The sequence below is a fragment of the Nitrosospira sp. TNL300 genome (genome assembly GCF_055385915.1).
In genome coordinates, this window is sequence record NZ_AP041005.1 from 2,698,987 (window position 1) to 2,712,219 (window position 13,233).

6 protein-coding genes are annotated in these 13,233 nt (G+C 55.9%); 2 read left to right on the forward strand and 4 right to left on the reverse strand.

Annotation, left to right across the window (positions count from 1 at the left end):
- Positions 1–3 precede the first annotated feature (3 nt).
- The 3 genes from ACZ5BW_RS12340 to purL all read right to left on the reverse strand — a co-directional run bounded on the left by ACZ5BW_RS12340 (position 4) and on the right by purL (position 7,659).
- Positions 4–2,118: a M1 family metallopeptidase gene (locus ACZ5BW_RS12340; RefSeq protein WP_464574159.1), complete on the reverse strand. Its 2,115-nt coding sequence runs from the start codon at positions 2,116–2,118 to the stop codon at positions 4–6.
- 47 nt (positions 2,119–2,165) lie between these two features.
- Positions 2,166–3,464 carry a ChaN family lipoprotein gene (locus ACZ5BW_RS12345; protein WP_464540364.1) on the reverse strand — a complete coding sequence of 433 codons (1,299 nt, stop codon included), beginning with the start codon at positions 3,462–3,464 and terminating at the stop codon, positions 2,166–2,168.
- A 121-nt stretch (positions 3,465–3,585) separates the two neighbouring features.
- Positions 3,586–7,659 (reverse strand): phosphoribosylformylglycinamidine synthase, encoded by a 4,074-nt coding sequence (gene purL / locus ACZ5BW_RS12350; protein ID WP_464540366.1) that lies wholly within the window; start codon positions 7,657–7,659, stop codon positions 3,586–3,588.
- A 91-nt stretch (positions 7,660–7,750) separates the two neighbouring features.
- On the opposite strand from purL, the gene ACZ5BW_RS12355 reads away from it, so the two are divergent.
- Positions 7,751–9,319, forward strand: coding sequence for an NAD(P)H-hydrate dehydratase (locus ACZ5BW_RS12355; RefSeq protein WP_464540368.1), 1,569 nt, complete (start codon positions 7,751–7,753; stop codon positions 9,317–9,319).
- 163 nt (positions 9,320–9,482) lie between these two features.
- Here ACZ5BW_RS12355 and ACZ5BW_RS12360 read toward each other — a convergent pair whose 3' ends face one another.
- Positions 9,483–9,896 carry a response regulator gene (locus tag ACZ5BW_RS12360; protein ID WP_464540370.1) on the reverse strand — a complete coding sequence of 138 codons (414 nt, stop codon included), beginning with the start codon at positions 9,894–9,896 and terminating at the stop codon, positions 9,483–9,485.
- A gap of 500 nt (positions 9,897–10,396) precedes the next feature.
- On the opposite strand from ACZ5BW_RS12360, the gene ACZ5BW_RS12365 reads away from it, so the two are divergent.
- Entirely contained in the window at positions 10,397–13,162 is a 2,766-nt protein-coding gene (locus ACZ5BW_RS12365) for an EAL domain-containing protein (protein ID WP_464540372.1), read from the forward strand.
- Positions 13,163–13,233 lie beyond the last annotated feature (71 nt).

A 13,233-nucleotide genomic window follows, 5' to 3' on the forward strand; every position in this document is an offset into this window, starting at 1 on the left:
CTCTCAATCGAGTTTCACCGCCTGTGGACGGGTAGGCCATGTGCCCCGGCTGACCGCTTTCGCACCCTCGAACACGACATAGCTCTGGCGGCCATAGTGCGGCAGTGGTCGGATCAACGCCGTCAGTGATTCGATGTCGCGTGCGGAAACGACTGCAAGCGTGGTACCGTCGGAAAGGCGCGTGGTCCAGGCCTGGGCGGAGCCCTTACCCTTTATATCCTCCGGCCTGCGCAACTCGTGCCGCGCCAGCCAGGCATCCACCTGGCCCTGGAGCCCTATCACCAGCGTCGGCAAGGCCGGCATATTGTCCGTGCCCGGGATCAGTTTCGGTGCGCGATGTTGAAGCTTGGTCGCAAGGACCTCCGCAGCATCGCGGGCAGGCCCGCTTTCCGGCAGCAAAACGGTTACCGTTGTCTTGTTCACCATCACCTGGCGCAGGATCGGGGTCGCCTCCTGTGGCATCAAATGCCGGAACAGGCGGAGATCGGGATCGAGTATCACTTCCAGCGGGAGGGTGCCAGTCTCGATGGAAAACACCTGCCGCGTGTTCTCGAGATCGACGGTGCGAATTTCCTCGCCTTGCTGGGTACGAACGGCAATTGGTACGCGCAGCCGATACGCGGGCTCCGGTTGCTCGAGCGTGACGGAAACATGATGGCTTCCCCCCTCTGCCTTCACCCGCACTGCTTCCGTCAATCGCACGGCTGGCGCACCAGGGCGGGTGAGCCATTGATCGAAGAATGCGTGCAGGTTCCGGCCGGAAGCAGTCTCAAAGGCGCGCTGCAGATCTTCCCACGAGGCAACGTGAAAGCGCTGCTCGCGCCAGAATGTCTGGAGTGCGCGATCGAAAGTTTCCCGCCCGAGCAGGTCGCGCAGCATCAAAAATACCATGGCGGCCTTGTTGTAACCGACGATTTGCGAAGCCCCGTGCGTGCGGGAGGTAAAGCTCGTCAGCGGCGCATACTGACTGGGCGATAGCGCGGCAAAATCACGCAGCCAGCCCTGCCGCATTTCCCGCGCCGCCGCATCGCTCTCCCGCTCTTTATATGCATAATCGGCCATAAAGGTGGTCAATCCTTCCGACCAGTTGCCTTTTGCGTAATCGGGATACACGCCGTTTCCCCACCAGTTGTGCAATACCTCATGGCCCAGGGAAGTTGCGCGAATGAAAGGCAGCCGCAGTACCTCCAGACCGAGATAGGTGAGCGTGGGCATGCCAAAACCCGTCGGTGTCGGGCTTGAGACGATGCTGAACTCCGTGAAGGGATAGGCGCCGATCCAAGATTCATAAAGATCGATATACCCCTTGACCGAATCGAGGTACTCTCCTGCAAGGTCCGCGACCTCCCGATGGAAATAGGTTCGCAGCACGATGGGCTTGCCCCCCGCGCTGCGGATCGTCCGGGTTTCGACAATGTAGGGACCGGCCATGAGATCGATCCCGCCGGTCGGAGCGGGAAATTCAAAACGTGCGCGATATCCCTGCGGCGATTCCGATTCCTCCATGAGGCGTCCCGCAACCAGGCCCCGCTGACCGGACGGGAGCTCCATGCTCAAATCATAGCTGGCGAGTTCGCCTGCAAGATAGGGATACCAGCCGCTCGAATCGGGCAGGAAAGTGCCCGATTCGCCACTGACAGGCTCGTTCTGTCCCAGTGTCTGGCGGTGATCGAGTGAGGTATCCAGCGGAGACAGCTCCCCCCGCCACTCTATTTCTATGCGGCGGGGAAGCTTCTCTTCCCCTGGAATACGCCAGGCCCGCATCGCTCCCACGGTCGCAGACGACCCGATCTGCTCGTCATCCACCCGCGCCTTCAGCACTTCGAAACGGCGGCCTATCACGAGTGTCAGCTCCTCTCGGGTATTCGCGGTGATCACGCTGCGTCCCCTGAGAGTGCGCTCCACCGGATCGATGTGCACGCTGATGTCATAGCGGAACGGGGAATCGACAACCGGAGAATCAACATGAGAAGCCTCCTGACCGGAACCTGATTCCGCCGCTTCCGCCGCCCGTGCAGCAGGGAAAAACAAAATTGCTGCTATGCAAACAATCAGGAACGACACATACGAAACAGTCCTGACAGCCTTTCCGGAATCTGTAATACGACTGTTTCGCATCCCTCTCATCATCGGCCTCGTTGCAGATATTATTATTTGCATCATGTTCATCGTTTGGACAGCGGAGAAAACTTGGCGACGGCCTCCATCGTATCACTGCCGCGCTTGAGTTTCAGTGGAAGCCATGTTCCCGGCGCCTGCCGCTTGACGATTTCCACGATATCGTTGAGCTGCTTGATAGGCATACCCGCAGCCTCGATGATCAAATCACTTTCACGTATATCCGCTTTCTCCGCGATGCTGCCCTTCTCCACTTGCAGCACGCGCGCGCCGCCGCCGTCCTGCGCCATCTCGAAACGGATTCCCAGCCGCTGCCAGGGACGCTCATCCGCCGCCAGCGGTGGCAGTGCCGTTCCGAATATGGCATCCGCTATGTCCGCTGTAAGCAGATCGCACGAAGTGCCGCTGTTCCAGGGGAGCAGCATTCCCACATCCGTCACTCCAAGATGCTTCAACTGGTGGGGAACACCGTAGCCGTATTTGATATGCCCGGAACCCATGATACCGACAACGAGGGGACGCTGGGGCCGGTCCAATGCGGAATGGATGCCTTGCGCCATCGCCCGATCCCACAGTTGCTGGCCTTCCACGAAGCGGCGAAAATCAGGATCGTCGCGACTCGCACTGGCGCCCGCCTTTTTCCTGCCCGCGCGATCATGCTCGCCGTAGATCGGGAGCAGATAGTCAAGGTATGCATTACTCGGTTCAGCGGGCGCCGTTACACCTTCTCGTTCATTCTCCGGCACTCCCGCGAATCCCTTCGTCGCAACCGATCGCCTCAAGCGCGTATCGATGTTCAATGCCACCATCGGCACGCGATTCATGCGCGCGAAGTGGAACAGGGGCATATACATGACTGCATCGGTGCTCCAGACCGTATTCCATTCGGAAGCAGCGAGAAATTGGGCTTCGGTCAACTCGCCTGCAACCCACTGGTCGAGCGCCTTTTGCACCCGACGCGGAAACATCTCGAAGCCGATCACCATATCCGGCCGCTCCGCATGCAATGCGGCCAGCGTCTGCAACTGCCAGCGGTGGTGCTCAGAGTTATCGTGCGCTTCTCCCAGCAACACCACCTCTCGCCGCGCGGCTCGGCCGATAACATCGGTAACGGATATTTTCCCTGAGCCGGGAACAGACCATACTGCCACAGGAGCGCACTCACCGCCCTTTGTTTCCTTGTTTGCTCCCCTGTTCGTCTCCTTGCTGGCCCCCCCATCCTCCTTGTACTTTTCCGCAGCGGGCCTGGTCTGTCCGTAGGCAGTATCCGGGAAAACTCCCATGAATAGCGGGGAAACGAGAAATAGGAAAGTGAATGCAACCGGTGCAGTCTTTAAAATTTTCAACAGATACTCCTTATCAGATATGCCGGTCCCGCAGCACGCCGGCTGCCGCCATGGCCGCGCTGCAGGCACTGCCCATCCTGGGCAAAGGAACCCCGGATCAGGAAACCGGAAATCCTGTCGGCTAACCTACCCATTTGCGCGCATTGCGGAACATCCTCATCCACGGCGCATCCTCGCGCCAGTCGGGATGCCATGACTGCTGCACTGCCCGAAACCCGCGCTCCGGATGCGGCATGAGAACGCTGAACCTTCCATCGGCGGTTGTCATGCCGGCAATACCTTGTGGAGAACCATTGGGATTCAAGGGATAGAGTTCGGTCGGTTTGCCTCGATGATCCACGTAACGCAATGCAACCAGGGATGAAACTGCTGAGACAGCATTCTCATCCGCAAATTCTGCATAGCCTTCCCCATGTGCAACAGCGATGGGCATGCGGCTGCCCGCCATTCCATCGAAAAACAGCGATGGACTGTGCTGCGCTTCGACCATGACAAACCGTGCCTCGAATTGCTCCGATCTGTTTCTGACAAATCTGGGCCAATGCTCGGCGCCCGGAATAATCTGATACAGATTGCTCATCATCTGGCAGCCGTTGCATACGCCAAGGGCAAAGGTATCAGCACGCGCAAAAAAATCCTCAAACTCATCGCGGGCGCGCGCATTGAACAGGATCGAATTGGCCCAGCCTTCCCCTGCGCCGAGCACATCCCCATAAGAAAACCCCCCGCACGCGGTGAAGCCTTTGTAATCCCTGAGGGTGACACGCCCCTCGATGATATCGCTCATATGCACATCAACGACGGCAAATCCTGCGCGATCGAAAGCGGCTGCCATTTCCACGTGACCGTTCACGCCCTGTTCGCGCAGCACCGCTATTTTTGGTCGCGCCCCTGCCTGAATGTAAGATGCGCAGATGTCCTCATCCACATCGAAGGTCAGTTCCGCATGCAGGCCGGGATCATGCAGATCGAGAATGCGGTCATACTCCTGCTGCGCGCATTCGGGATTGTCGCGCAGCTTCTGCATCTGGTAGGTGGTCTCCGACCAGGCACGATGCAGGTCCACGCGCTTCTCCGCGAATACCGGCTTATTATTGCGCAGAAACCGGATCTCATCCCCATCATTGACACTGCCGATGATAAAACTCGCCTCACCCAGGCCCGCCTCCGCCAAAACACTCAGCACTTCCCGGCGCTGATCGATTCTTGTCTGAATGACAGCCCCCAGCTCTTCATTGAACAGGACCGACATGAGGCTGGCCGTGAATCTTCCACCCAGCGCTTCAGGCTGCATCTCGCTGCCATCGATATCGGTAGCGATCGAATCAAAGCACAACTGGTCCAGATTGACGGTCATGCCGGCATGCCCGGCAAAGGCCATTTCGCACAGGGTGGCAAACATGCCTCCGTCAGAGCGATCGTGGTAGGCAATGATGCTGCCCTCACGGTTCAGACGCTGTATGGCAGCAAAGAAACCTTTGAGCCGCTCCGAACCCTCGACGCCTGCTATATCGGGCGCGGCATCCCCTGTCTGCTTGTAAACCTGGGCGAGGGCAGAACCTCCCAGACGATTGCGTCCCTCCCCCAGATCGATCAGGATGAGCTCTGTCTCGCCGCAGTCTGTGCGCAATTGAGGCGTCAGCGTCTTGCGCGCATCCGCTACTCTCGCAAACGCGGAGACAATCAAGGACAGCGGTGCAATCACTTCTTTGCGCACCGATTGGTCGAGACCGGTCTCGCCTTCCCCTACAGTCCAGACAGTCTTCATCGACATTGAATCCTTCCCCACGGGAATGCTGATTCCCAGCCGGGGGCAGAATTCCATTCCGACGGCCTGCACTGCGTCATACAGGGCGGCATCCTCGCCGGGATGTCCTGCTGCCGCCATCCAGTTGGCGGAAAGCTTGATTTCTCCGAGGTGCTCGATCTGCGCGGCAGCAATGTTGGTAATGGCTTCACCCACCGCCATGCGTGCCGAGGCGGCAGAGTCGATCAGTGCCAGGGGAGTGCGCTCGCCTACCGCGAAAGCTTCGCCCAGACAGGTGCTGTATCCCATCAGGGTAACTGCCACATCCGCTACCGGCACCTGCCAGGGTCCCACCATCTGGTCACGCGCCGTCATGCCGCCCACGGTGCGGTCCCCGATACTGATCAGAAAAGTCTTGTCCGACACCGCGGGCAGCCGTAGCACGCGGTATGCCGCTTCCCGAAGATTCAATTCCGCCGCATCGAATGGCGGCAGCGCTTTCCTGATGTGCGTAACATCACGCGTCATCTTCGGCGGCTTGCCCAGCAATACCGAAAGATCCATGCCGACCGGCTGATTGCCGAACAACGGATCGGCGACAACAAGTTGTTCTTCTCCCGTCGCCGTGCCGACTACGGCGAAGGGACAGCGCTCGCGCTCGCAAATGGCGCGGAACAATTCCAGCGAATCCGGCCTGATTGCAAGAACATAGCGCTCCTGCGCCTCATTGCTCCAGATCTGCATGGGTGACATGCCCGGCTCTTCGGACGGAATCGCCCGCAGATCGACACGCCCACCGCGGCCGGAACCATGCAACAGTTCAGGCAGGGCGTTCGATAGACCACCCGCGCCGACGTCGTGAATCGACAGGATCGGGTTGGGTTGGCCGCACCTTTCCATCTGCCAGCAACAATCAATGACCTCCTGCGCGCGCCGCTCCATCTCGGGGTTGCCGCGCTGGACGGAATCGAAATCGAGCGCCTCCGCATTTATTCCCGTATCCATGCTGGAGGCAGCACCTCCCCCAAGCCCGATCAGCATTCCCGGTCCGCCCAGCTGAACCAGCAGGGCGCCCGAGTCAAATTCCTGCTTGAACGCATGCCTGCCGCTGATGTGACCTATCCCGCCCGCGAGCATGATGGGCTTGTGGTAGCCGCGCATTTCGCCTGCCACACGTTCTTCAAAGGTGCGGAAATAGCCGGCCAGGTTGGGACGCCCGAATTCGTTATTGAATGCAGCACCCCCGATCGGTCCTTCCAGCATGATCTGCAGGGCGGATGCGATGCGCTCCGGTTTACCGTAGATTTGTTCCTCCGGCGCGGATCCTTGCAACTCCCAGGGTTGAATAAAATCCGGGATATTCAGATTGGAAACGGAGAAACCGCAAAGGCCTGCTCTCGGTTTGGCGCCCCGCCCAGTAGCCCCCTCATCCCGAATTTCGCCTCCCACGCCGGTCGCTGCGCCTGGAAAGGGTGAGATCGCAGTCGGATGATTATGGGTCTCCACTTTCATCAGGATATGGGTCTGCTCCTGCGCGTAATCGTACAGGTTGTCGTTACCGGGATAGAAGCGGGCAATTTCAGCGCCCTCGATGATAGCGGAATTATCCGCGTAAGCGACCACGGTTCCGCCCGGATGCTCGCGGTGGGTATTACGTATCATCGAAAACAGGGAAGCCTCCTGCGGCACACCATCGATGATCCAGTCCGCGTTGAAAATCTTGTGACGGCAATGCTCCGAATTTGCCTGTGCAAACATCATCAGTTCGACATCCGTCGGATTACGCCCGATCCTCAGGAAATAGTCCGCAAAATAGTCGATTTCCTCCGGCGACAGTGCAAGTCCCATTTCGCTGTTCGCCTTCAGCAATGCGTCCCGCCCCCCCTCCAGCACATCCACTACATTGAATGGCAGGGGTTCGAAATGCCTGAACAACCGCTCCGCGTCCTCGAATGAATTGAATACTGCCTCAGTCATACGGTCGTGTATCAGCGCAAGCAATGACTGCCTGGCAGTGCCGGAAAATTCACCGGAAACCTTTTCGCTGGCTTCGACGTAATAAGCCACCCCTCGCTCCAGCCGTGCCACGACGTCCAATCCACAGTTGTGTACGATATCGGTTGCCTTTGTGGACCATGGGGAGATGGTGCCGGGTCGTGGCACGACCAGAAACAACTCGCCTTGCGATGACGGCAGATGTATCCGGCTCGAACCGATACTTGCGCTGGACTCGATACTTGTGCTGCCTAGCGAAATATCCTCGGGTGCCGCCTTGAGCAACCTTGCCAGAATGGAGACTTCGTTTTCCTGCAACGGGCGCGCGACCGAGCAAAAATACCAATACTCGGCATAAATATGGGAAACTTGGGGAACTGAAACCTTAAGAGCGGCGGCCAGTTTTTTCTGCCGGAAAGAAGAAAGCGCACTGCCGCCACGAAGTCTGAGCATCCGGAAGATAAAGATGATGATGGGAAAGAACGTGATTTTACACGAGAAGACCGGCTGCCCCCAGTCCGGCAAGACGGTATAGGCAGATCACATGAGCACGCTCAAGCACAATCCATCCACCGCCATTTACTCCACGGCTGAGATCAGGGAAATCGAGCATCTGGTGGCTGCCCTGCCCGATCGGCCTCAATTGATGGAAGCAGCCGGCCTGGCCACCGCTGAAACTGTCCGTGACCGGCTGCTCTCCACCCATAAAGTCCGCGTGCTGGTACTGGCGGGTCCCGGAAACAACGGGGGCGATGCCTTTGTCGCGGCGCGCCACCTGCAGGAGTGGCAGTTCAAAGTGACGCTGGTGTTTACCGGCGAGCAGGCAAAGTTATCGGAGGATGCACGACGAGCGCTGGAGGCCTGGGTTGCCACCGGCGTCGAGATGCTCCCCGAAATTCCAGAAAACGCGACATGGGATGCCGTGATCGACGGGCTGTTCGGCATCGGCCTGGACCAGCAAGGGGGCCGGGAACTGGATGGCGAATATCTGGCCATGGTGAATACCGTCAATGCCATGAAGCTGCCGGTACTGTCCATTGACATTCCCAGTGGTCTGGGGAGCGATACCGGCGCCGTGTGCGGCGCGGCTGTCATCGCAACCATGACGGTAACGTTCATCGGCCTCAAACCCGGCCTCTTCACGAATGACGGCCCCGATTATTGTGGGGAAGTTTTTTTGCACGACCTCGGCCTAGACGTCTCTTCCCTGAAGAAACCCGATTCATGGCTGATGGACCAGGTTCACGTCCGCGGGCTTCTCCCACCTCCCCGGCGTGCCAACAGTCACAAGGGCATGTTCGGCAGTATCGGAGTAATCGGAGGATCAACCGGCATGGTCGGAGCCTCGCTTCTGGCTGGTACCGCAGCGCTGAAACTGGGCGCGGGACGCGTTTACCTGGGATTGATGGCGCCGGACGCGCCAGGGGTCGATACCGTCCAGCTGGAGCTGATGCTGCACCCCATCCAGGATCTGTTCAAGCTGGAGCAGCTGAACTGTCTGGTGGTCGGTCCGGGTCTGGGAACGGAAACCGCTGCATGCTTCTGGCTCAAGTGCGCGCTGGAATCGGCCCTGCCACTAGTTCTCGATGCAGATGCCTTGAATCTTGTTGCCTCGCATTTGGAAATAGCGGAATTGCTGCGGGAACGATTGCGCAAACACAATGCGCCTTCCATTCTCACTCCGCACCCGGGTGAAGCCGCGCGCCTCTTGCAAAGCAGCACGGCTTCCGTGCAACAGAATCGTATGGCAGCCGCTGCGGAGCTGATGCAGCGTTATAACTGCTCGGTCGTGTTGAAAGGCGCAGGCAGCGTGTGCGCGATGACGGACGGCAGACGCTTCATCAACACAAGTGGAAATCCCGGCTTGAGCAGTGCCGGGACGGGTGACATCCTCTCCGGGATGATTGGTGCCTTTCTGGCACAGCGGTTAGATCCGGAAAACGCACTGCTCGCTGCCGTATATCTGCATGGTGCGGCTGCCGACGTATTGCAGAAGCAGCACGGCGGCTGCGTTGGAATGACCGCGTCCGAGATTCCCAATGCCGCCCGCAACCTGTTGAACCAATGGATTGCCGTTACTTCTGCCCCGACGCCTCACCGGGAAGAAGGCTAAACAACTAAGGGCGCCAAAGGGTCACCAAAAAATCCTAAAAGGCCACCATTCAAGGTGCATTTCCGGCTGCATTACGAAATACCGCGATTGCCTCGGCCTGCCGACTCTTCAGTTGTCATTGCTACTCGCCGCGGTCTCAGGTGCAGTACCCGGCCCGAATGCGCTATGGCATTTCGCTGATGGTCCAATATGCATCGATTGATCTGATGACCTCGACGAATTGCCAGTAGTCAACCGGCTTCGACATATATCCAGCCACCCCGAAATTGAAACTGTTCACCTTGTCCTGCTGCTCATCTGATGTCGTCAGAACCACTACCGGGATACGCCTAAACCTGTCGTCGCTCTTTACCGCTTCCAGGAATTCGATGCCGTTCATGATGGGCATGTTCAAATCCAGCAGAATGATGCAGGGTTTATCATTGGTTTCGTCCTCGAGGTAGCTCAATCCATCTTCGCCGTTTTCCCGGTGCACGACCTTGTTGCTAACGTGAATCTGCTTGAGAGCGCGGGTAACGGACATCATGTCCACCAAGTCATCTTCGACCAGGAGAATTGGCTTGTTGGTTACCTTCATGACAGTTTTCCTGGTTTTATCCCTTAATTTTATCCCTTGGTTTTACCCTTGAGATCCTCTCTCAGCAAAATGAAAACTGAGCCACTTGAGTATGATTTATTACTCATTCCTCGGTTCTATTCTGTTCGTTTTCTCACATAGACAGGTTAAAGCAAGCCAAAGTCAAAAAGGATGAAGGCTTACGTGTCATTCAACAGGTTGTTCACCCGAGATGGGAAAGAGAATGACGGCATGGCTATGGAGCCGGAATTTTCTGTTCTAGACCGTTGCTGATTTTTGGATGAGTCAGGGTCAGTAGTGGTAGAAGCAGTCGGAACTGGGAATGGGTGCCGATATCCGGATGAGAGTCTAAAAAGACATTCTGTCGCTGAAGAAACAGTACACGGGAGTACACGGGGTCAAGTCGTATCATGCGTCAGAGTCGAGCTTCGCAGAAAAGAGCGCGCGATCTTGCTACTCTGTTATATCAATACCTGTGACCTGTGAGCATGAGTAACTCCATGTCAAAGCCCCCGATCCAGCCCAATTCAAACGCCAGTTTGCAATCTGGCGCATTGGAGATCGAGCAGATACGGCTCCTTTATGGACATTTACCCCTCTCGATTGTCATTAATCTGCTCCTCGCATCAATACTTGTCTATATACAGCGTTCGGTAATAGAGCTGGCCATACTGCTTGGCTGGCTTATATCAATATTTCTGGTCATGTTTTACAGAGCGGCCTTGTTGTCCCTTTGGCATCACAACAAGGCGAACAATATATTGGCTTGGAAGCGCTATTTTCGCGTGGGAGTTTTTGCTACCGGATTAACCTGGGGTATCGGCAGTATAGCTTTGTTCCCTGCAGGCAGCATGTTTCACCAGGTACTCCTTAGCTTTGTAGTAGCAGGATTAACGGCTGGAGGGATTACAGCGCTGTCAGCGGATAAAGTATCAGTATTGAGCTTTTTATCACTTATTCTGATTCCCTTGATTGCACGCTTCCTTATAGAAGGAAACGAGATTTCCCTATCCATGGGGATAATGAGCGCGTTCTTTCTGATTGCTATTTCGCAAAACGCATTACGAATGGGGCGCACCCTACAAGAAAATATAAAGTTGCGTATCGATGCGGTAGGACGCGAGCAGATGTTGAAACGCAGTGAGGAACGCCTGAATCAGGCACAGCAGATTGCCCTTCTGGGCAGTTTTGACTGGAATCCAGCCTCCGGGGAACTGACGTGGTCCGACGAGCATTTTCGCTTATGGGGCTTGGAGCCTCACGCCTTGACTCCCAGTTACACGCTGTTCCGGGAGGCGATACATCCCGAGGATATAGTCAATGTGGAAGAAGCTCTACAGCAGGCGTTGCGAGGGGGTGGTATCTATAATTGTACGCATCGGGTACGTTGGCCCAATGGAAGCGAACATCATATCCAGAGCCGAGGTGAAATAATTGTCGACGATTCGGGGGAGATCAGAATGACCGGCACGGTGCAGGATATCACCGCATACAAGCAAGTAGAAGAGGCATTGCAAGAGGGCCAAAGGCGTCTGCAGGAATTGAACCAGAATCTCGAGCAGATTGTCGTCGAACGCACAAGTGAGTTGAGAGAAAGTGAGGCGCGCTTTCGGATTCTGTTCGAGCAAATGGCGGTAGGCGTAGCGCAGCTCGCTCCCACGGCTGGTCGGTTCGTGCGCGTCAATCAAAAGTTCGCGGATATTATCGGCTATACGACTTCAGAAATACTTGCACTGGATTTTCCATCTCTTGCCCACCCCGACGATCTTAAAATCGTCCTGGTCAATATGGAGCGTCTCAGAACAGGGGAAATCCATGAATTCGAGATGGAGAAACGTCTCTTTCATAAAGACGGCAGAGATATCTGGATCAAGCTAACGGTTTCACCCATGTGCATATGGGGCGCGAAACCAGATCATCTCATCATGGTGATACAGGATATTACTCGACACAAGCAAGCGGAAGAGCAAGTACATGAGCTTGCGTTTTATGATTCACTCACCAGGCTGCCTAACCGGCGTCTGTTCCTTGATCGTCTACAGCAGGCCCAGGCTCATAGTGCGCGTCAGAAGACTAATTGCGCCGTCCTGTTCATCGATCTCGACAATTTCAAAGCACTTAACGATACCCGAGGCCATGATGTCGGTGACTTGCTTTTGATCGAGATTGCCAAACGCCTTCAGAGTAACGTGCGCAACAGCGATACTGTGTCCCGGCTAGGCGGCGACGAGTTTGTCGTAATCATTGAAGGACTAAGCGAAGATACTGTATCAGCAGCATCCCAGGCAAAAGATATTGGCGAAAAACTTCTGGCATCGATTACTCAACCTTTCAAGCTTCAGGAATTCGAATACCATGGCTCCTCCAGTATTGGCATCCGTCTGTTTCATGCGAATGAAACCCCTGTAGATGACCTGCTCAAGCAGGCAGATACCGCGATGTATCAAGCCAAGGCAGCAGGTCGTAATGCCCTGTGCTTCTTTGACCCGTCCATGCAAACTGCCCTGGAGAGGCGGACCACCATGGCGATCGAACTGCGCCAAGCCATGGCCCGCCAGCAATTCAGGCTTCACTATCAGAAGCAAGTCAATTCGGAAGGCACTATAGTGGGAGCTGAAGTACTCTTACGTTGGCTGCATCCGCATCAGGGAATGATTTCGCCGATGACATTCATTCCAATAGCGGAGGAGATCGGCCTCATTGCATCACTTGGAAAATGGGTACTGCAAATAGCCTGTGCACAGCTTAAGCAATGGGAGCAGAAGCCGGATACTCGCAATCTTCAGCTTGCCGTCAACATTAGCGCACGCCAGTTCCATCAGTTGAATTTTGTCGACGAGGTGCTTGAGGTTTTGCAAAAATCAGGCGCTGACCCGCACAAGCTAAAGCTGGAACTTACGGAAAGCCTGGTTCTGAAAGACATTGACGATAGCATCCAGAAAATGGACGTATTATGCGGTACTGGTATATGTTTTGCGTTGGATGACTTCGGTACGGGATATTCTTCCCTGGCTTACCTTAAGCGTTTACCTGTGGAGCAGATCAAGATCGACCGGAGTTTCGTGCGCGACATCTCCCACGATCTGAGCGATGAAGTAATTGTTCGCACCATTATCGTGATGAGCAACACTCTTGGGATGAAAGTCATTGCCGAGGGGGTAGAAACAGAAGACCAGCGAGATATTCTCGCGCGAAACGGATGTTACACTTATCAGGGTTATCTGTTTGGAAAACCTCTCCCCATTGAGGATTTTCTGAAACATTAGTGTCTGGAAGAAAACCATCCTGACTCCCATGAAGCATAAGGCATGTGATGAGCCCCCAATAAACGGGCCAT